This window comes from Streptomyces sp. MBT65, assembly GCF_016612545.1.
GTDB lineage: Bacteria > Actinomycetota > Actinomycetes > Streptomycetales > Streptomycetaceae > Streptomyces.
On the sequence record NZ_JAENRY010000133.1, the window covers coordinates 12530 to 31311 of the forward strand.

The 18782-nt window shown below is 71.7% G+C and carries 20 protein-coding genes; 8 read left to right on the forward strand and 12 right to left on the reverse strand.

The genetic code is table 11. The features are described from left to right. Positions 1 to 136 precede the first annotated feature (136 nt). From JHN63_RS27815 to JHN63_RS27835, 5 genes are read left to right on the forward strand one after another with little or no spacing between them, the layout of a single operon-like run. Complete coding sequence (locus JHN63_RS27815) at positions 137 to 1618, forward strand: cytosine permease (protein ID WP_200685642.1); 1482 nt, start codon at positions 137 to 139, stop codon at positions 1616 to 1618. Beyond that, positions 1615 to 2169, forward strand: a complete 555-nt coding sequence (locus JHN63_RS27820) for a cysteine hydrolase family protein (RefSeq protein WP_200685644.1) — start codon at positions 1615 to 1617, stop codon at positions 2167 to 2169. The genes JHN63_RS27815 and JHN63_RS27820 overlap by 4 nt, the downstream gene beginning before the upstream one ends. Then, positions 2166 to 2873 (forward strand): GntR family transcriptional regulator, encoded by a 708-nt coding sequence (locus JHN63_RS27825; protein WP_200685646.1) that lies wholly within the window; start codon positions 2166 to 2168, stop codon positions 2871 to 2873. The genes JHN63_RS27820 and JHN63_RS27825 overlap by 4 nt, the downstream gene beginning before the upstream one ends. 41 nt (positions 2874 to 2914) lie before the next feature. Then, on the forward strand, positions 2915 to 3919 hold the full coding sequence (locus JHN63_RS27830) for an ADP-ribosylglycohydrolase family protein (protein ID WP_200685648.1): 1005 nt from the start codon (positions 2915 to 2917) through the stop codon (positions 3917 to 3919). Next, the gene (locus tag JHN63_RS27835) at positions 3916 to 4830 is read left to right on the forward strand and encodes a PfkB family carbohydrate kinase (protein WP_200685649.1); all 915 of its coding nucleotides are present in this window, start codon (positions 3916 to 3918) and stop codon (positions 4828 to 4830) included. Before JHN63_RS27830 ends, JHN63_RS27835 begins: the two co-directional genes overlap by 4 nt. 13 nt (positions 4831 to 4843) lie before the next feature. On the opposite strand, the gene JHN63_RS27840 is transcribed toward JHN63_RS27835, so the two are convergent. From JHN63_RS27840 to JHN63_RS27885, 10 genes are all read right to left on the reverse strand, one after another. After that, positions 4844 to 6265 (reverse strand): family 2B encapsulin nanocompartment shell protein, encoded by a 1422-nt coding sequence (locus tag JHN63_RS27840; RefSeq protein WP_200685651.1) that lies wholly within the window; start codon positions 6263 to 6265, stop codon positions 4844 to 4846. A gap of 193 nt (positions 6266 to 6458) precedes the next feature. Next, entirely contained in the window at positions 6459 to 7841 is a 1383-nt protein-coding gene (locus JHN63_RS27845) for an FAD-binding oxidoreductase (protein ID WP_200685653.1), read from the reverse strand. A gap of 28 nt (positions 7842 to 7869) precedes the next feature. Then, positions 7870 to 8976: an acyl-CoA dehydrogenase family protein gene (locus JHN63_RS27850; protein WP_200685655.1), complete on the reverse strand. Its 1107-nt coding sequence runs from the start codon at positions 8974 to 8976 to the stop codon at positions 7870 to 7872. Further along, positions 8973 to 9980 (reverse strand): ABC transporter substrate-binding protein, encoded by a 1008-nt coding sequence (locus JHN63_RS27855; protein ID WP_200685657.1) that lies wholly within the window; start codon positions 9978 to 9980, stop codon positions 8973 to 8975. The genes JHN63_RS27850 and JHN63_RS27855 overlap by 4 nt, the downstream gene beginning before the upstream one ends. 43 nt (positions 9981 to 10023) lie before the next feature. Next, positions 10024 to 11124, reverse strand: coding sequence for an LLM class flavin-dependent oxidoreductase (locus tag JHN63_RS27860; RefSeq protein ID WP_200685659.1), 1101 nt, complete (start codon positions 11122 to 11124; stop codon positions 10024 to 10026). 24 nt (positions 11125 to 11148) lie between these two features. Beyond that, on the reverse strand, positions 11149 to 12117 hold the full coding sequence (locus JHN63_RS27865; RefSeq protein WP_200685661.1) for an ABC transporter substrate-binding protein: 969 nt from the start codon (positions 12115 to 12117) through the stop codon (positions 11149 to 11151). Beyond that, entirely contained in the window at positions 12114 to 12830 is a 717-nt protein-coding gene (locus tag JHN63_RS27870; RefSeq protein ID WP_200685663.1) for an ABC transporter ATP-binding protein, read from the reverse strand. The genes JHN63_RS27865 and JHN63_RS27870 overlap by 4 nt, the downstream gene beginning before the upstream one ends. 2 nt (positions 12831 to 12832) lie before the next feature. After that, complete coding sequence (locus JHN63_RS27875; RefSeq protein ID WP_200685665.1) at positions 12833 to 13714, reverse strand: ABC transporter permease; 882 nt, start codon at positions 13712 to 13714, stop codon at positions 12833 to 12835. After that, positions 13711 to 14556 carry a sulfurtransferase gene (locus tag JHN63_RS27880; RefSeq protein WP_200685667.1) on the reverse strand — a complete coding sequence of 282 codons (846 nt, stop codon included), beginning with the start codon at positions 14554 to 14556 and terminating at the stop codon, positions 13711 to 13713. The genes JHN63_RS27875 and JHN63_RS27880 overlap by 4 nt, the downstream gene beginning before the upstream one ends. After that, positions 14553 to 15263, reverse strand: coding sequence for an alpha/beta hydrolase (locus tag JHN63_RS27885; protein ID WP_200685669.1), 711 nt, complete (start codon positions 15261 to 15263; stop codon positions 14553 to 14555). Before JHN63_RS27885 ends, JHN63_RS27880 begins: the two co-directional genes overlap by 4 nt. Before the next feature lie 338 nt (positions 15264 to 15601). Between JHN63_RS27885 and JHN63_RS27890 the strand changes: the two genes are divergently transcribed. Together JHN63_RS27890 and pqqB are read left to right on the forward strand one after the other, a co-directional pair. Beyond that, a complete protein-coding gene (locus JHN63_RS27890) occupies positions 15602 to 16450 on the forward strand; it encodes a LysR family transcriptional regulator (RefSeq protein WP_200685671.1) in 849 nt (282 codons plus the stop codon). Between the two features lie 145 nt (positions 16451 to 16595). Beyond that, positions 16596 to 17495, forward strand: a complete 900-nt coding sequence (gene pqqB, locus JHN63_RS27895) for a pyrroloquinoline quinone biosynthesis protein PqqB (RefSeq protein WP_307781999.1) — start codon at positions 16596 to 16598, stop codon at positions 17493 to 17495. Here pqqB and JHN63_RS27900 read toward each other — a convergent pair. Further along, positions 17492 to 17893 (reverse strand): MarR family winged helix-turn-helix transcriptional regulator, encoded by a 402-nt coding sequence (locus JHN63_RS27900; RefSeq protein ID WP_200685673.1) that lies wholly within the window; start codon positions 17891 to 17893, stop codon positions 17492 to 17494. The two genes, pqqB and JHN63_RS27900, sit on opposite strands and share 4 nt — an antisense overlap. 96 nt (positions 17894 to 17989) lie before the next feature. Next, positions 17990 to 18340, reverse strand: a complete 351-nt coding sequence (locus JHN63_RS27905; RefSeq protein WP_200685675.1) for a VOC family protein — start codon at positions 18338 to 18340, stop codon at positions 17990 to 17992. Between the two features lie 135 nt (positions 18341 to 18475). On the opposite strand from JHN63_RS27905, the gene JHN63_RS27910 reads away from it, so the two are divergent. Next, entirely contained in the window at positions 18476 to 18706 is a 231-nt protein-coding gene (locus JHN63_RS27910; protein WP_200685677.1) for a hypothetical protein, read from the forward strand. Positions 18707 to 18782 lie beyond the last annotated feature (76 nt).

The following is an 18782-nucleotide window of genomic DNA, read 5'->3' on the forward strand; positions in this document are numbered from 1 at the left end:
GATGGGAACAGCCTGCTGACCGGCCGCTGCCCTGTCGCGTGCCGTGCCGGTGAGCGGAACCGGCGGCGCGCCCCCTTGACGCCCGCCGCCACCCGGCCTAGCTTCGACTAAACACGTCTAGACAGGTAGGTCGACGATGGCGGACGCACAGACTTCCCGGTCCCGGCAGCTCCAGGTCGAGACACACGGCCTCGACGTGATCGCCGACGCCGAACGCAAAGGCACCCCACGCACACTGTTCTGGCCCTGGTTCGGAGCGAATGTCTCCATCCTCGGACTGAGCTACGGCGCCTTCGCGCTCGGCTTCGGGATCTCCTTCTGGCAGGCGCTCGTCGCCGGTGTGATCGGGATCGTCTTCTCCTTCCTGCTCTGCGGCCTCATCGCGGTCGCGGGCAAACGCGGCTCCGCACCGACGATGGTGCTCAGCCGCGCCGCCTACGGCGTCCGCGGCAACCGGCTGCCGTCGGTGATCTCCTGGGTGCTGACCGTCGGCTGGGAGACCGTCCTCACCGCGCTGGCGACCATGGCCACCGCCACCGTGTTCGACCGACTCAGCTGGGGCGGCGGCACCGACACCAAGGTGGTCGCACTGATCATCGTCGGCGCGCTCATCGTCGTCGGCGGCGTCATGGGCTTCGACCTGATCATGCGGCTCCAGACGGTCATCACCCTGGTCACCGCCGTGCTCACCGTCGTCTACATCGCCCTCGTCGCCGACCACATCCACTGGAGCACGGTCAGCGCCGTACCGGCGGGCTCCGCCCAGGAGTTCATCGGCGCGCTGGTCTTCATGATGACCGGCTTCGGCCTCGGCTGGGTCAACGCGGCGGCAGACTACTCCCGCTATCTGCCCCGGAGTTCGTCCAGCAGAGGCGTGATCGGCTGGACCACCTTCGGCGCCTCCGTCGCCCCGCTGCTCCTGCTGGTCTTCGGCCTGCTGCTCGCCGGTTCCTCCACCACGCTCAACAAGGCGGTCGCCGCCGATCCGATCGGCGCGCTCACGACGATCCTGCCCACCTGGTTCCTGGTCCCCTTCGCCGTGGTCGCCGTCCTGGGCCTGGTCGGTGGTGCGGTCCTCGACATCTACTCCTCCGGCCTCGCCCTCCTCTCGGCGGGCCTGCGGGTACCGCGCTATCTCGCCGCGCTCGTCGACGGCGTCCTGATGATCGCCGGCTCGGTCTACATCGTGTTCTTCGCCGACAACTTCCTCGGCCAGTTCATGGGCTTCCTCACCACCCTCGGCGTCCCCATCGCCGCCTGGTGCGGCATCATGCTCGCCGACCTCGCCCTGCGCCGCCGCGACTACGACGAGGCCGACCTCTTCCGCCCGACCGGCCGCTACGGCGACGTACCGCTCACGCCCCTCGCCCTCACCCTCGCCGCCACCGCGATCGGCTGGGGCCTGGTCACCAACACGGCCGCGAGCTGGCTGAGTTGGCAGGGCTATCTGCTCGACCCGCTCGGCCTCGGCGGCAAGTCCGGCGCCTGGGCCTACGCCAACCTCGGCGTCCTGGCCGCCCTCGCCCTCGGCTTCCTCGGCACCCTCGCCCTGGGCCGCGCCCGCGTCCAGCGGCAGGAAGAGCAGGCCCCCGGCCCGGAGGCGGTGCCCGCCGTATGACCACCGCACCCGGCCATCTCGCCGTCATCGACATGCAGCGCGTCTTCGCCGAACCCGACAGCCCCTGGGCCACCCCTCGCTTCACCGACGCGGCGGCAGGCGTACGACGACTGCTGCCGGCCTTCGGGGAGGACGTCACCTTCACCCGCTTCCTGGCCCCCGCGAAACCCGAGGGCGCCTGGCAGGCCTACTACGACGTATGGCCCTTCGCCCTCCAGCCACCGGACGCCCCGCTCTGGCGGCTGACCGACGAATTCGCCGTGCGCGCACGGCACTTGGTGGACGCGCCCACCTTCGGCAAGTGGACCCCGGAACTCGCGTCACGCGTCGCCCCCAGCGGCCGTCTCGTCCTCGCGGGCGTCAGCACCGACTGCTGCGTCCTGTCCACGGCCCTCGCCGCCGCCGACGCGGGCGCCGAGGTCCTGGTCGTCGCCGACGCCTGCGCGGGTGTGGACGACGACTCGCACGCCAAGGCGCTGCACGTCATGGACCTCTACCGGCCGCTGATCCGGGTGGTCACCGTCGCCGAGGCGGTCGGGGAGACCTCATGACCGGCGTCCGGCTCAAACACCAGCGGATCACCGAGGTACTCGCCAAGGAGATCCGCAGCGGCCACCGCCCCGCCGGCGAGCAACTGCCCGGCGAACACGCCCTGGCCCAACGCTTCGGCGTCAGCCGTACGACCGTCCGCGCGGCCCTCGCCGAACTCAGCGAGGCCGGACTGATCGCCACCCGCACCGGCAAGGGCTCCTACGTCCTCTTCGACGGCCGTCCCCTCGACGACCGCCTCGGCTGGGCCCACGCGCTGGCCACCCAGGGCATCGACACCCGGGTCAGGACCCTGACGGTGGACGCCCGGCACGACGAGCAACTCGCGCGCCAACTCACCCTGAACACCACCGAGTTCGTGTGCGTGGAGCGGATACGGGAACTCGCGGCGGACGCGGTCGTCGTGTCGTACGAACGCAGCTTCCTGCCGCCCGTGCCCGGGGTGCGCGAGCTGCCCGCGCGAGGCCTCGGCGGGGAGTCGCTGACCGAGGTGATGCTGCGGGCCGGGCTGCGGCCCGACCACGGTGAACAGCGGGTGAGCGGACGGCGGATCGACGGACGGGAGGCGGAGCTGCTGCGCCGCGACGCGGGCGACTGGTTCCTCGACACCCGGCGGACCAGTCGCGCCGCCGACGGGTCCTTCGTCGAACACGTCGTGAGCCTCCTCGACCCCGACCACTTCCAACTCACCCTCGAATTCGGCTGATCCACACCCCCGGAAGCCGCCCCCTGCCCCGGAAAGTACCCATGACCCTCCAGAGCCGCGCCACCGGAGCCCTCCACGGACTCGCCCTCGGCGACGCCCTCGGCATGCCCACCCAGATGCTGTCCCGCCCCCGGATCACCGCACGCTACGGCCCGTTCCTGACCGGCTTCGAACCGGCCGCCCCCGACCATCCGCTCGCCGCCGGGATGCCGGCCGGCGCGGTCACCGACGACACCGAACAGGCCCTGCTCCTGGCCCAGTTGCTGCTCGACGGCAAGGGCCGCGTCGACCCGGCGGAACTCGCCCGGCGCCTGGTCGCCTGGGAGGACGACATGCGGGCCCGCGGCTCGCTCGACCTCCTCGGACCGTCCACCAAGCGCGCGGTGGAACTGGTCCTCGCGGGCACCCCGGTCGACGAGGTGGGGCGCTACGGCACCACCAACGGCGCCGCGATGCGGATCGCGCCCGTGGGCATCGCGGTGCCGGTCGCCGACCCGGCCGCACTGGTGGACCGGGTGGTGGAGGCCAGCAACCTCACCCACAACACCGGGGTCGCCCTCGCCGGTGCCGCGGCCGTCGCCGCCGCCGTGAGCGCGGGAGTCGACGGGGCTTCGGTTCCCGAGGCGATCGAAGTGGCCGTCTCGGCGGCCCGGTTGGCGGCCGGGCGCGGACACTGGGTGGCCGCGGCCGATGTCGCCGAACGGATCGTGTGGGCGACGGGACTTGTGCGGGGCCTCGGCCAGGCCCAAGTCTGCGAGCGGGTCTACGCGTTGGTCGGGACGAGCCTCGCCACACAGGAGTCCGTACCGGCCGCCTTCGCCGTCCTCGCCGCCTGCCCCGACGACCCCTGGCGGGCCGCGCTGCTCGCCGCGTCCGTCGGCGGCGACTGCGACACCATCGCCGCGATCGCGGGCGCGGTCGGCGGCGCCTGCCACGGAGTGGACGCCTTCCCGGCCGACGCACGGGAGACACTCGTGCGCGTCAACCCGAACCTCCAACTGGGCGCGACAGCCGCCGCGTTGCTGGAACTCAGGGCCCGGCCGTGAGCACTCGACTGTGGCACCTCGGCAACGTCGTCGTCGACCTGGTCCTCGACATCCCCGCCCTCCCCGAGCGCGGCGGCGACGTCCTCGCCACCCGCACCGAGCGCACCCCGGGCGGCGGCTTCAACGTCATGGCCGCGGCCGCCCGCCAGGGGCTTGCCGTGACCTACGCCGGAGCGCACGGCACCGGCCCCTTCGGTGACCGGGCCCGGGCCGCGCTGCGTGCCGAGGGCATCGACGTCCTGCTCGCACCGCGCCCGGCACCGGACACCGGCTTCGTGGTCTGTCTGGTGGACGCGGACGGCGAGCGGACCTTCGTCACCAGCCCCGGCGCCGAGGCCACCCTCACCACTGCCGATCTGGCCGAACTGCGGCCCGGCGCGGGCGACTTGGCGTACCTCACCGGATACAGCCTGCTCCACGACGGCAACCGGGCGGCCCTGCTCGAACTCCTGGCCCGACTGGACCCGGCCGTCACGGTGGTCACCGACCCGGGGCCGTTGGGGCACGAAATCCCCAGCGGAGCGCTGGAGTTGCTGCTCGCCCGCTCCGACTGGTGGAGCTGCAACGCCCGTGAGGCCACGCTGCTCACGGGCGTCGACGATCCGGCCGAAGCCGCCCGCGCGCTTCAGTCCCGGCTGGGGCGCGGCTCGGTGCTCGTCCGTACCGGCCCCGACGGTTGTCTCCTGCGCCAGGGTGAACGCCTCGTCACCGTCCCCGGGTTCGCCGTGGACGCCGTCGACCTCAACGGCGCGGGCGACGCGCACACCGGGGTGTTCATGGCAGCCCTGGCCCAGGGCCTCGACCCGGTGGCCGCCGCCCGCCGGGCCAACGCGGGCGCCGCCCTGGCCGTCACCGCGCCGGGCCCGGCGACCGCGCCGGACGCGGCGCGACTGGACGCGTTCCTGAACTAGCCCCGCAGCACGGTCAGTTGCCGTCGCGGCGGGAGACCTCGACGTTCTCCAGGATGCCGATCGCGTCCGGCACCAGGACCGCCGCCGAGAAGTAGGTGCTCACCAGGTACGAGATGATCGCCTGTTCGTTGATGCCCATGAACCGTACGTTGAGGCCCGGTTCGAGCTCGTCCGGGATGCCGGTCTGGTACAGGCCGATCACGCCCTGGTCGTCCTCGCCGGTGCGCATCGCGATGATCGACGACGTACGGGACGCGCTGACCGGGATCTTGCCGCACGGCAGCAGCGGCACCCCGCGCCAGGCGGGCAGATGGTGGCCGCCTACGTCGATGCCGCTGAAGTAGACGCCCCGCTTGTTGCACTCGCGGCCGAACGCGGCGATCGCCCGCGGATGGGCGAACAGGAAGCGGGTGTCGCGCCGCATGCTCAGCAGTTCGTCGAGGTCGTCGGGGGTCGGCGGCCCGGAGTGGGTGGAGATCCGCTGGTCGTAGTCGGCGTTGTGCAGCAGCCCGAACTCCCGGTTGTTGACCAGTTCGTTCTCCTGCCGCTCGCGCAACGCCTCGATCGTCAGCCGGAGTTGGTGCTGCGTCTGGTTCATCGGCTGGTTGTAGAGGTCGGTGACACGGCTGTGCACCTTCAACACGGTCTGGGCGACGCTGAGTTCGTACTCGCGCGGAGCGAGGTCGTAGTCCACGAACGTGGCCGGCAGATCGGGCTCGCCCACATGCCCGGCGCTGAGCGCGATCGCCGCCTCGCCGTAGGTGTTGAGCGGTCCGCGGTCCTCCGCACCGGCCGCCTCGACATGCGCGCTCAGCGCCGGGTGCCGTTCCGCGACGGCCTGGTACGCGGAGTGCGGCAGCGCCAGCACCGTGGTGGCCGTCGCCGCGCGGGCCGTGAACTCCCAGGTGCTGTCCGGGTCGCCGAGCACCTGGCCGCCGAAGGTGTCGCCGTCGGCCAGCAGACCGGCGACCGCCTCGTCGCCGTAGGGCCCCTCCCCGAGCTGCTCCACCTTGCCGTGCGCGATCAGGAACACCTGGTCGGCGGGGTGGCCCGCCTCCACGATCAACTGCCCCGGCGTGAACTCCCGTTGCTCGAACCGCTCGGCCAGCGCGCCGAGCGCGTCGGTGTCCGTGAAGCCGCGCAGCAGCGGCAGTTCGCTCAACTCGGCCGGGACGACCCGTACTTGGGCGCCGGTCTGGACGAACGTCACCCGTCCGTCGCCCCGCGTGTAGGACAGCCGGCGGTTGACGCGGTAGGTGCCGCCGGGCACGTTCACCCAGGGCAGCATGCGGGTCAGCCACCGTGAACTGATGCCCTGCATCTGGGGTTCGGACTTGGTCGTGGTCGCCAGAGTGCGTGCCGCGGCGGTACCGAGGCTCTGCTGTTCCCGCTCCTCGGCGCCCGCCTCGGGCGCGGTACCGGTGTCGACCGACATGGTGCCTTCTCTCCTGTCGCACGGTTGACGGAGTGCCTGCTCCCGTCACATTCCGTGCGTACAGCTACCCCTCATCGGTCACCACGAGTGATGACCGACGACGGCGGTCGAGGCACATGCCATGCGCACGTGCCTCCGCACCACCCCCGGTTGACCCGACATCACTCGTTCGGGGTATTCGATCCGGCTCCGCTCACAGGGTCTTGCCCGGGTTGAGGATGCCCCGGGGATCGAACGCCTCCTTCAGCCGCCGCTGCAACGCGTGGGCGGTGGGCCCGAGTTCGTCCGCCACCCACTGCCGCTTGAGTACCCCCACACCGTGCTCGCCGGTGAGCGTCCCGCCCAGCCGCAGCGCGAGCGCGAAGATCTCACCGGCCGCCTCCCAGGCCGCGTCCGGCAGCCGGTCCAGGGCGGGATCGACCACGATGATCGGGTGGAGGTTGCCGTCCGCCGCGTGCGCGAGGGTGTAGACCGGCACGTCGTGGCGGGCGGAGATGACGCGGATCTCGCGGACCGCCTCCGCGAGCCGCGAGCGGGGCACCGCGATGTCCTCGATCAGCGGCCGGCCCAGCCGCTCCAGCGCGGGCAGGGCGAGCCGGCGGGCCGCCAGCAGCGACTCCGCCTCGACCGGGTCCGTCGTGGTCTCCACGGAGGCGGCCGTCGGCGCCAGCACCCGCGCGACCTGCTCCGCCTCGATGCTCGCCCCCGCCCCGTCGCACTGCACCAGCAGCAGCGCCGCCCCGCGCTCGCCCAGCGCCGGATCGACGGCCCGCAGCACCGGCCCGTCGAGCAACTCCGCGAGCGCCGGCACGACCCCGGCCCGCCCGATCGCGTACGACGCCTCGGCCGCCGCCTCGAACGAGTCGAACCAGGCGGCCACCGTGGCCGTCGCCACCGGCACCGGACGCAGCCGCAGCGTCGCCGAGGTGATGACGGCGAGCGTGCCCTCCGAGCCGGTCAGCAGCGCTGTGAGGTCGTAACCGGTGACTCCTTTGACGGTACGGCGGCCGGTCGTGACCACCGTGCCGTCGGCGAGGACGGCCTCCAGGCCGAGCACGCTGTCCCGCGTCACCCCGTACTTCGCGCACCGCAGCCCGCCCGCGTTGGTCGCGATGTTCCCGCCGATCGTCGAGATCGCCGCACTCGCCGGATCGGGCGCGTACCGCAGCCCGTGCTCGCCCGCCGCCCGGTCCAACTCGGCGGTGATCACGCCCGGTTCGACCACCGCGAGCTGGTCGTCGACCGACAGTTCCAGGACGCGGTTCATCCCGGACAGGTCGAGGACGAGCACGCCCTCGCCGGCCGACGCCCCGCCCGACAGACCGGTACCGGCACCGCGCGGCACCACCGGCACACCCAGCGCGTTCGCGTGCCGGAGCGTGACGGTCACGTCCTCGGTGCGCCGGGCGTGCACCACGGCGAGCGGGACACCGTCCGGCCGGGTGCCCGAACGGTCCGTGGCGTGCGCGGCCAACGTCCTTGGTTCCGTGGCGAGTTGGTCGGGCGGCAGATCCCGGGCGAGCAGACCGAGGAGCCGGGCGGCGGCGGTGGGAGCGGTCGGGGGAGCTGTGGTCACCGGATACGTACCTTCACTGTGCGTGCCTTCACGGATTCAACGCCTTCGTTCCGATCGCGAGCAGCGAGATGTCCTCCTGGGGTGCGTGCACGGGCGCGCACTGGATGTCCCGGAAGTGCCGCTCCAGCGGATTGCCGCGTGCGAGCCCGGGGTTGCCGAGCAGCCGTACCGCCAGCTCCACCGCCCGCACACCGTGCCGGTCGGCCAACACCCTTGCCCCGAGGGCCTGTTCGGGGGTGTACGCCGAGTCTCCTGAGTCCACCCGGGCGGCGCCGTCGAACACCAGCTGCTCGGCGGCGGCGAGCAGCACCTCGATCTCCCCGGCGGTCCTGCGGAACCGTTCCGTACGGGCTACCGGATGGCCGAGGTTGGCGGGCACCCGGGAGTGGGCGAACGCGTGGAAGAAGGACTGTGCCGCCCGCGCCACCCCCAAGTAGAGGGCGGCGAGGGGGAGATGGAGTGCGGCGCCGGCCCGGTTGTCCTGCTCGGCCGACGCGCCGTACGGGCCGATTCCGATGACGTGCTCGTACGGGATCTCCACGTCCCGGAACGTCACGTCGTGGCTGCCGCTGGCCCGCAGCCCCAACTGGTCCCAGCGGCCGGTGATCTCGATACCGAGGGAGCCGCCCGGCACCAGGAAGGTACCGACGCGCGGTTCCGGTTCGTCGGTGGTGGCCCACACCAGGAACCAGTCCAGGCCCTCCGCGCCGGTCACGAAGCGTTTGGTGCCGCTCAGCGACCAGCCGTCGGGGGTGCGCCGGGCGAGGGTCGAGGGGAGCCCGCCACGCGCGGGGGAGCCCAACTCCGGTTCCACGCGCGCGTGGTTGACGAGCACCGGCCGTTCGAAGGACTCCTTGACGAGCCGGGCGTACAACTCCTCGGGCCAGTGCGGCTGTACGGCCTGCCGGGCGTGCGTGTTGAGGGTCATCGCCGCGATCAGGGCGACGGACGGGTCGCCCTGCCCGATCCGGTGGAGGATGCGCGCGCTCTCCTCCACGCGGGCGCCCCGGCCGCCGTACTGCTCGCCGATGGTCGCGGTGAGCAGCCCGGCCTCGTGGGCGGCCTTCAGGGAGTCGGCGGGGAAGGCGCCCGACTCGTCGTAGCCGGCGGCCAGTTCGGCGATGCGCTCGGTCACAGGGCCTTCTCCAGGTCGGCGTTGAGGGCGGTGGTCCAGAACGTCTTCACGTCCAAGTGCTCCTTGAGCGCGCCGAGTTCGGTGAAGGCGTCGGCCACCTTCTGCTGGGAGGCGATCGTGTCGTCGCCCACCGTCCTTGCCTGCGTGGGCCGTTGCTTCTGCGCGGCGAGCAGATCCGACTTCGCCTGCGCCAACGGCTGGTGGGTGGCCTCGGCGGTGACCTTCGCGAAGCCGTCCTCGTGGCCGTCGCGGACGTAGGCGTACGCTTTGGTGATCCGGGCGATCAGATCGGCCGCGGCGGCTTTCTGGGCGGGGCTCTTCAGGACGCTGTCACGTGCGGACCAGAGGAAGTTGCCGGAGAGGATGTCCGCGCCGGAGCCGATGGTGGTGGCGCCCTGCTGGTGGGCCGTGATGATCGACGTGCCGTAGGAGGCGAAGGCGTCGATGGAGCCGCCGTTGAGGGCCGCGAGGCCGTCGTTGGGGAGCAGCGGCTTGGCGTCGATGTCCGACCATGTGAGGCCGGCCCGCTTCAGCAGCTCGTACAGGAAGTAGTGGGCGGTGGTGTTCTGGACGTAGCCGACCTTCTTGCCCTTGAGGCCGGCGATGTCGGTCACCTTCGAGCCCTTGGGGACGATGACCTCCTGGTTGAGGGTGGTGCCGCGCTGGACGGCGACGACTTTGAAGTTGGGCTTGCCGTCGGCCGCCGAGAAGATGGGCGGGATCTCGCTGGAGGAGGCCAGGTCCAGTGCTCCGGCGCGCATGGCCTGGAGTTGGAGGTCACCGCCCTGGAAGAGATTCCACTTCACCTTGTACGGGGTGTCGTCGAGGTGGGCGTACTTGAGGACGGCCTCGCCGACCTTCCAGCCGGTGTCGCCGACCCGCAGGGTCACGGAGGAGACGTCGGTCGATGACTCGGCCTTCGCGCTGCCTCCGCAGGCGGCGGCGAAGGGGAGCAGCAGGGCCAGGGCGGCGGCGGACGCGCGCAGGGAACGGCGGAACAACACGGAGTCTCCATAGGGGAGTTCGCAATCAGGAAGGGGAGGTGGTTCAGGCGGCCTGTGCGGTGCTCGCCCGGTGGGCGAGTTCCTGGCGGACCAGTGGCAGCACGTGCCGGGCGTAGTCGATCGCGTCGTTGAGCGGGTCGTAGCCGCGGATCGACAGCAGGTCGCAGCCGATGTCGACGTAGTCGAGCAGTGCCTGCGCGACCGTCTCGGGCGTGCCCACCAGGGCAGTTGACGCCCCCGCGGCATTGGTGGCGACGGCGGGCGCGGTCCACAGGCAGCGGTCCTGGACCTCGCCGCGCTCGGCGATGTCGAGCAGCCGCTGCGAACCGACGTTCGCCGGGCGGCCGGTGGTGCGGTAGTGGCGCAGCGACTCGGCCTCCTTCGCCTGGTCCTTGAGGACACCGAGGGTGCGGTGCGCCTTCTCCCAGGCCAACTCCTCGGTGGGCGCGATGATCGGGCGGAACGACACCCAGATACGGGGATGCGGGCGTCCGGCGGCGTCCGCGACCGCGTTGACGGCGGCGATCTGCTCGGCCGTCTCCTTGAGCGGCTCGCCCCACAGCCCGAAGATGTCGCCCTGCTGCCCGCCCACCCGGTACGCGTCCTGGGAGGAGCCGCCGACCGAGATCGGGACCAGCCCGTTGACCGGCTTCACGTCCGAGTAGTAGCCCTCGAACCGGAAGTGCTTGCCCTCGTGCGAGACGGGCCCCTCGGCCTGCCACACCTTGCGCAGGATTTGGATGTACTCGTCCGAACGCTCGTACCGCTCGGCCTTGTTGAGGTAGTCGCCCTCCCGGCGCTGCTCCTCGTCGCTGCCGCCGGAGATGATGTGCAGCGTCAGCCGGCCGTTGCTGATCCGGTCCAGCGTGGCCAGGGCGCGGGCCGCGTGGGTGGGGAAGACGACGCCGGGCCGGTGCGCCAGGATCGGGCGGATCCGCTCGGTGTGGGTGGCGACGAACTGGGCTACCTGGAAGGCGTCGGGCGAGGCCGAGTGGTAGGCGACCAGGGTGTGGTCGAAGCCGCCGTCGTCGAGGGTGCGGGCGTACTTGCGGAGGTGGTCGACGTCGAAGCCGATCCGGCTCGCGGCGGCGGGACCCGGGGCCCCGGCGTCGGTGTGGACGGCGCTGATGAACTCGACAGGCATGATCGAACTCCTAAGAAGCAAAGGTCACTTGAGCAGTGAGGTGTCCGTGGTCCTGGCCACGTCCACGTTCGGGTCGAGGACCCCGATGCTGTTCATGAGGTCGGCCACCTGCTGCACGGTCGTGTCGACGTCCGAGGTGACCGGCAGCACCTGGCTGTAGGCGGCCGAGGCGAGCGTCTTCGCCACCGAGGCGTCGGCGCCGTTGCGCTGCTCGATGGCCTTCGCGTACGCGTCCTGGTGGGTGCTCGTCCACTTCAGTGCCGTGCCCAGGCGCTGGAGGAAGTCGCTGAGCGCGGTCTTCTTCCCCGAGTCGGCGAGGGCCTTCTCGGAGGCGTTGATGAAGCCGATGCCGCTGACCCGGCCGTCCCCGCCGTCCACGAGGAGCCGGCCGCCCTGCTCCAGACCGACGGCCTGGTAGACACCGAACGTCGCCCAGATCTTGACCTTCCCGGAGGCGAACGCGGCCTGCGCGTCGGTCGGCAGCAGGTACTGCACCTTGACGTCCTTGTAGCTGAGCCCGTTCTGCTTGAGGACGTTGGCCAGCAGATACTCCGAGACGCTGCCCTTCGCCGAGGACACCACGACCTTCTGGCCCTTGAGGTCCTTCACGCTGTCGATGCCGGAGTCCTTGCGGACGACGATCCCGACATGCGTGCCGTCGTTCTTCAGGGCGGCGATGTTCTTGATCTTGACCCCGCCGCTGAGCGCCTGGAGCGCGGGCAGATCGGCGGAGAACCCGGTGTCGGCAGCGTCCGCCTGCACGGCCTGGTAGAGCGGGGCCGCGCCCTGGAACTCGGCCCACTTCACCTTGTACTTGGCGCCCTTGAGCGCGTCCGAGGCGGCGATGATCGTCTGGAGCGTCTTGGCCTGGTCGCCGATGGTGAGGGTGACCTGCTTGCCGGAAGCGGTGTCCGCCGAGGAGTCGGCGCCGCAGGCGCTCAACGCCAGCAGGGAGGTCAGGCTCAGGGTGGCGGCGGCGATTCTGCGGATCACGAGGGGGTTCCTTCCAAGGTACGGGTCACGCCGAGCCAGTTCAGGAGGCGGGCGCGCAGGGTGACGAACTCGGGGGCGGTCAGATCACGGGGGCGGGGCAGGTCGACGGTCAACTCGTGGGCGATACGGCCCTCGTCCATCACCAGCACCCGGTCGGCGAGCAGCAGCGCCTCCTCCACGTCATGGGTGACCAGGAGGATCGCGCACCCGTGCAGCCGCCACAGCTCGGCGACGAGCGCCTGCACCTTGCCCCGGGTCAGCGCGTCCAGGGCGCCGAACGGCTCGTCCAGCAAAAGGAGTTCGGGCTCACGGACCAGAGCGCGGGCGAGCGAGACGCGCTGCGCCTGACCGCCGGACAGCGTCTTGGGCCAGACGGCCGCGCGCTCCGCGATACCGACCTCGTCGAGCGCCTTCAGCGCGAGCGCCCGGTCGGGTCGCCCCGGCAGCCCGAGCACGACATTGCGCCACACCTTCAACCAGGGCAGCAGCCGCGGGGATTGGAAGGCCGCGCTGCGCCGTGCGGGCACGGTCACCTCGCCGCCGATCTCGTCGTCGAGCCCGGCGAGGATCCGCAGCAGCGTCGACTTGCCGCAGCCGCTGTGCCCGAGGAGGGCCACGAACTCGCCCTCACGGATGTCCAGATCGAGCGCGTGCAGCACGGTGTTGCCGTCGAAGGCCCGCGAAAGCCCGCGTATCTCAACGGAGTTGGCCATCTCTACGCCTCACCCTCGAAGTTGGCCCGCCAGGTCAGCAGCCGGCGCGACAGGATCCGTACGGCGAAGTCGCAGGCAAGACCGAGCAGCGCGTACACGACGAGGCACAGCACGATGACGTCGGTGCGGAAGTACTGCTGGGCGTTGCTCATCAGATAGCCGAGCCCCGCGTCCGCGTTGACCTGCTCGGCGAAGACCAGCGCCAGCCACGCGGTGGACAGCGCGTACCGCAGGCCCACGAGTGCCCCGGGCAGCGCGCTCGGCAGGATCACGTACTTGATCAGGCCGAACCGGCCGAGCCCCATCATCCGTGCGGCCTCGACGAGTTGGGCGTCGGTGGAGCGGATACCGCCGTAGATGTTGAAGTACAGCGGATACGTCACCCCGAGTGCGACCAGGGCGATCTTCGGGGTCTCCTCGATGCCGAACCAGACGATGAACAGCGGGATCAGACCCACCCAGGGGATCGCCCGGAACATGCCCATCGAGGAGTCGATGACGTCCTCGCCGAGCCGGAACAGCCCGGCCACCAGCGACAGCGTCAGCGCGACGGTCGCGCCGATGAGGAAGCCGATGGCGGCCCGGCGGCCCGACGCGGCGATGGCGCTGGGCAGTTCACCGTTCTTCGTCAGGTCCACCGCCTGCCGCAGGACGTCGACGGGGGAGGCCAGCACGGACTCGGGGAGCACCCCGGTGGCGGAGGTCAGGAACCAGAGCAGGACGAGGCCGACGGGTCCGGCCGCGCGCCGTACGGAACGCGGGACGGTGAAGCGGCGGGCGGTCTTGGCCCTGCCGCGGATGGTGACGCGCGCGGCCGGCTGAGGGGTGTCCGCGGGCGCCGACTGCACGGGCAGTACGGCCGCGTTGAGGGGTTTCGTCGTCATGGCCGGTCTCCCGTCGCCGCCGGGCGGGCGGGGTCGGCGGACCAGGCGGACCAGGAACCGGGGAAGAGTGTCGCCTCGAACCCGGCGATCTCCAGCGCCGCGATCTGATGGGCGGCGGTGACTCCGGACCCGCAGTACACGCCGATGCGTGAAGCCGCACCGGCACCCCGCTCCTCGAACCGCTTGCGCAGCAGCTCGGGCGCGAGGAAGGTCCCGTCCGCCGCCAGGTTCTCCCCGGTCGGTGCGGACACGGCCCCCGGAATGTGCCCGGCACGCGGGTCCACCGGCTCGACCTCGCCGCGATAGCGCTCACCGGCACGGGCGTCCAACAGCAGCCCGGACAAGGCGAGTTCGGCGGCGCCGTCGGCGTCCGTGATCGGCAGCGCACCAGCGCGGAGCACGATGTCACCCGGCGCAGGATCGGCGGGGATCCCGGACTCCAACGGCAGCCCCGCCGTGCGCCAGGCGCCCAACGCCCCGTCCAGCAGGGTCACTTCGGTGACTCCCGCGTAGCGCAGCAGCCACCAGGCGCGGGCGGCCGCCGTGTTGCCCAGGTCGTCGTAGACGACGACGGACCGGCCCTCGCCGATGCCCCAACGGCGGGCGGACTCCTGTAGTTCCGTGAAGTCGGGGAGCGGATGGCGCCCGCCCTCGGGGCTTGCCGGTGCGGCCAGTTCGGTGTCCAGGTCGACGTAGACCGCGCCCGGGATGTGGCCGTCCGCGTAGTGGTCGTGGCCGTGGGGATCGCCGAGGGCCCAGCGGACGTCGAGCAGCACGGGCGGCCGATCGGAGCTGAGGAGTCGGGTCAGCTCGGCGACGGTGGTCGTGACGCGGCGGCTCATGTCAACTCCTCGGCTATCGCGGGCAGTTCGGGGGAGAGGCGGAGCCGTTCGAGGAAGAGGACGACCGTGGCGGCGACGGTGCGGTGCAGGGCGTCGTTGAGGACGTCGTGCCGACCGTCCACGAAGGTCACGGTGTGCACGTTCGGGAGACCGGCGTAGACGCTCAGCGCCCGGTCGAGCGGGCTGATCGTGTCGGCCCGGCCGTGCAGGGCAAGCACCGGGACGCGCACCAGGTCCAGATCCGGTTCGGGCAGATCGGGGGCGCTGTCGATCGCGCCCCTGCGGAACTCGGAGTCGTTGGTGAGGCGCCCCTGATGGGTCGGGCAGGCGGTGCGGGCCGCGGCCTCCTCCTCCCAACTCCCCGCCGTCCAGGCGCCGGTGGGCAGTCCGGCCAGGATCAGCGCGTCGACGCCCGCGGTCTGCTCGGCGGCGAGTTGAAGGGCGTAGCGCGTGCCCGTGTCGGAACCGACCAGCACCTTCGGGCCGGGCAGCGACTCGTCGGCGAGCAGCTTGGCGGCCTGCTCCAGTACGGCGGGGTCGGCGGTCGGGTCGCCGAGGGCGCGGACGCGGTAGGCGTCGAAGCCGAGCCGGCGGCCGAACCGCTCGTAGACACCGCCGTGTTCGCCCCGCCCGGCCAGCACGATCAACGTGCCGCGCGCGGCGAGGCCTTCGGGTTCGTCCCAGGACGAGACGGAGGAAGAGGGCATGGGGTGACAGCTCCCAACGAGGGGCAAGGGGAGGGGAATCGAACGGGGAGGGGGAAAGAGTGCAGGCCGGAGCCGCCGTCACGTGTCAGTGCGCAGGGCGGACGTGATCAGCGAGAACTCGGGAGGGGTGCCGGAGAACGGCGGTCGGTCAACGACAGCGCGCGCTGCACGCCACGCCGAAGTCGATGACTCGGCGCTGCGTCAGAAAGGCAGCGAAAGCGGTCGTGTGCAGCATGCGCCCATCATGACCGGCCGCGACCGATCACGTCCAACGATGATTCCGCATCGAAATCGATCAGTTATCGCGATCGGTGCGGGAAGCGGCTACCGTCACCGGCATGCCCCAACCTGTCCTCGACATCGTGGCCCTGCGCAGCCTGACCGCGATCGCCGACTGCGGCGGCTTCCACCGGGCGGCCCGGGCCCTCGCCCTGAGCCAGTCCGCGGTCAGCCAGCATGTGCGCAGGCTGGAGAAGACGCTGGGCCTGCCGATCGTCGAGCGGGAGGGGCGGGGCACCCGGTTCACGCCGGAGGGGCGGCTGCTCCTGGAACAGGCTCGGCGCATCCTCGCCGTGCACGACGAGGCCGTACGCACCCTGCTCGACGTGGAGGGCGACACCGTCACCATCGGCTCCACCGAACACGCGGCCGACCAGTTTCTGCCACGGCTGACCGCGGCCGTCCAGGAGGTGCGGCCCGGCTGCCGGGTTCGCTTCCGCATCGACCGCTCGGCCCGGCTCGTCGAGGCCGTGGAGCGCGGCAGCGTGGATGTCGCGGTGTACGTCACCGAGGCCGCCGCGACCGAGGGCACACCGGTCGGCGGCCTCCCGCTCACCTGGCACGCCACACCCGGCTGGCAGCCCCCGGCGGCGCCCGCGCCCGTCCCGCTCGTCGCCATCGAGGACCCGTGCGCGATCCGCCGCCGCGCCATCTCCACCCTCGCCGCGCACGGCGTACCCTCCACGGTCGTCGGCGACGCCGGATATCTCGCCGGCGTCCTCGACATCGCCCGCACCGGACAGGGCGTCGCCCTGCTCGCCGCGGTCGGCACGGCTCCGGACGGGCTGACGCCCTACGACGGCCTGCCCTCCGTCACCCCGATCCCGATGAGCGCGCTCGCCCGCCCGGGCGCCGACCCGGCGACGGTGGACGCGGCCTTCGCGGCCGTACGGGATCTGCTGCGCTGAGGCGAGCGTGGCCGGGGCCGTCGTCCGTCCGGTCGGAGATCGGCCGGAACTGCCCCCTGCGGTGGGGTAGTCCGGCCTGTTTCGGAGGAAAGATCCCTCGGGGGGATTCGGTGGGTCCGGTCGGTCGGTTCGTTCGGTGAGTTCGGTGAGTCCGCAAGGGGGCGCGATCGTCGTGAGGGTCGTCCTGCTCGGTACGGCGGGCGGTGGTGGTTTCCCGCAGTGGAACTGCGCCTGCGCGCTGTGCGCCGCCGCCCGCGACGGGAAGCTGCCCTCGCGCACGCAGGAGTGCGTGGCCGTCACCGGCAACGCGCGCGACTGGTGGCTGCTCAACGCGTCGCCCGACATCCGCACCCAGCTCACCGCCGGCGCCGCGCTCTGGCCGGGTCCCGGCCCGCGCGACACCCCCGTGCGCGGCGTGCTCCTCACGGACGCCGAGGCCGACCATGTGACGGGCCTGGCCGTACTCCGCGGGGCGGCGGGCCTCAAGGTGTACGCCCCGCGGCCCGTGCTCGCCGCGCTCACCCCGGCCCGGGCCGTCCTCGACCGGCACGCTCCCTGGGAGTGGTCCGACAGCCTCGCCGAGGGCGGGTTCGTGCTGGCCGGGGGCCTTGTCGTCACGGCCCACCCGATGGCCGCGCAGCCCCCGGTGTATCTGCCGCCCCGCCCGTCGGACGACCGCTGGGTGACGGCGTACCGCGTCGAGGACCTGGCGAGTGGCGGGGTCCTCGTCTACGCGCCCGGTGTCACCGCCTGGACGGACACCCTCGACGACCTGCTGGCGGAGGCGGACTGCGCCGTGCTGGGCGGCACCGTCTTCACGGCGGACGAGACGAGCACCGACCGGTCGACCAGGGGACACCTGCCGATCGCGGGCACCCGGGGCAGCCTCACCGCCCTCGCCCGCCACCCCGGCGTGCGCCGGATCTACACGCACCTCCACCACACGAACCCGCTGCTCGACCCCGGCTCGGCGGCGCGGGCGCAGGTGAACGGGGCCGGCGTCGAAGTGCTCATGGACGGGGCCGAGTTCGTGGTGGGTGGCTAGGCCGGTGCGTCGTCCAACATCCGTGCCAGTACGTCCCGCTGGAGCGGGAGTACCTCCGCGTGCAGGTCGCGGCCCTTGCGGGTGAGGGCGACCCACACCCCGCGTCGGTCCTCGACGCACACGGAGCGTTCGACGAGGCCGTCCTTCTCCAGTCGCCCGATGAGACGGGAGAGCGCGCTTTGGCTGAGATGGACCCGCCCGACCAGGTTCTGCACCCGGCACTGGTCGCCCTCCCGGGGCGCCTCGGACGCGAGCATGTCGAGCACCTCGAAGTCGCTCGCGCCCAGGCCGTGCGGGTGCAGTACACGGTCGATCTCGCACATCGTCCGCGCGTGCACGGACAGGATGTCCCGCCACTGTTCCTCTAGCTGCCGGGCACCGGCCGACTTCACTGCCATATCTGCACGGTAACACCGATCCGGCCAATTATTGAGTGCGCAACTAGTGCACGTGCAAGTAGCGCGCCCGGTGCGACAGCCGGTGCGGCACCGGTGTCAGGCGGCCGGATTCTGGGTGAGCCCGACGAAGTTCCCGTCCGCGTCCTTCACGAACGCGATGAGCTTGCCGCCGCCGACGTCCTGGACGTCCTGGACCAGCTCGGCCCCCGCCTCCACCATCGCCGCGAGCCGTGTCCGGATGTCGTCTACGGTCCAGTACGGCACCGGTCCGGTCATGCCCTTGGCGTGCCCGTTCGGGTCGAGACCGACGTCCTGCCCGGCGGCCTTGTAGCCGACGTAGTACGGCTCGTCCGCGTACGGCTCGACCCCCAGCAGCGCGCCGAACAGGGCCTTCGCGGCGTCGAGGTCCTTGACGGGGTAGATGATCGTGTTCAGTCCGTCGGTCATGACGAGCTCCTCCGTGCGATGCGGTCCGACGGTTTTCGCCGGTGAGTTCAGGCTAGGCCGGGGGAGGGGGCGGGGGCTTCTTCAATCCTGACCGGATGGCACCATCGAGCGCGACAGCGAACATGAGGGGGAAGCGTGGCCGACCGCCGTGCGCCGTGGTGGTTCTGGACGTACCTGGTGGCGTCGTTCCTCATCGGAGTCGCCGTGATCGTGATGGTCCTGCTGGACCACGAGCCATGGTGGTTCCGGTTGGCGCATCTGGTGCAGGCGGTGATCCTGGTCGCCATCGCCGTCTTTTTCTACCTGGCTCTCGGCCCTCTCCGCCGCCGACGGCGAGTGAAGAAGCGCAGCCTTCCGCCGCTGTAGGGCAATGCCGGCGCACCGGCACTGATCAAGAAAACGGTAAGAACCCCCCGTCACGCCCGCCCCACCTACAACCTTC

Excerpts from the sequence above, each read along its gene's own strand:
- JHN63_RS27860 (WP_200685659.1), bottom strand. The coding sequence starts at position 11,124 with ATGCCTGTCGAGTTCATCAGCGCCGTCCACACCGACGCCGGGGCCCCG.
- JHN63_RS27905 (WP_200685675.1), bottom strand. The coding sequence starts at position 18,340 with ATGACCGACGGACTGAACACGATCATCTACCCCGTCAAGGACCTCGAC.
- JHN63_RS27880 (WP_200685667.1), bottom strand. The coding sequence starts at position 14,556 with ATGAGCCGCCGCGTCACGACCACCGTCGCCGAGCTGACCCGACTCCTC.
- JHN63_RS27825 (WP_200685646.1), top strand. The coding sequence starts at position 2,166 with ATGACCGGCGTCCGGCTCAAACACCAGCGGATCACCGAGGTACTCGCC.
- JHN63_RS27900 (WP_200685673.1), bottom strand. The coding sequence starts at position 17,893 with ATGGCAGTGAAGTCGGCCGGTGCCCGGCAGCTAGAGGAACAGTGGCGG.
- JHN63_RS27890 (WP_200685671.1), top strand. The coding sequence starts at position 15,602 with ATGCCCCAACCTGTCCTCGACATCGTGGCCCTGCGCAGCCTGACCGCG.
- JHN63_RS27830 (WP_200685648.1), top strand. The coding sequence starts at position 2,915 with ATGACCCTCCAGAGCCGCGCCACCGGAGCCCTCCACGGACTCGCCCTC.
- JHN63_RS27840 (WP_200685651.1), bottom strand. The coding sequence starts at position 6,265 with ATGTCGGTCGACACCGGTACCGCGCCCGAGGCGGGCGCCGAGGAGCGG.
- JHN63_RS27815 (WP_200685642.1), top strand. The coding sequence starts at position 137 with ATGGCGGACGCACAGACTTCCCGGTCCCGGCAGCTCCAGGTCGAGACA.
- JHN63_RS27870 (WP_200685663.1), bottom strand. The coding sequence starts at position 12,830 with ATGGCCAACTCCGTTGAGATACGCGGGCTTTCGCGGGCCTTCGACGGC.
- JHN63_RS27875 (WP_200685665.1), bottom strand. The coding sequence starts at position 13,714 with ATGACGACGAAACCCCTCAACGCGGCCGTACTGCCCGTGCAGTCGGCG.
- JHN63_RS27885 (WP_200685669.1), bottom strand. The coding sequence starts at position 15,263 with ATGCCCTCTTCCTCCGTCTCGTCCTGGGACGAACCCGAAGGCCTCGCC.
- JHN63_RS27820 (WP_200685644.1), top strand. The coding sequence starts at position 1,615 with ATGACCACCGCACCCGGCCATCTCGCCGTCATCGACATGCAGCGCGTC.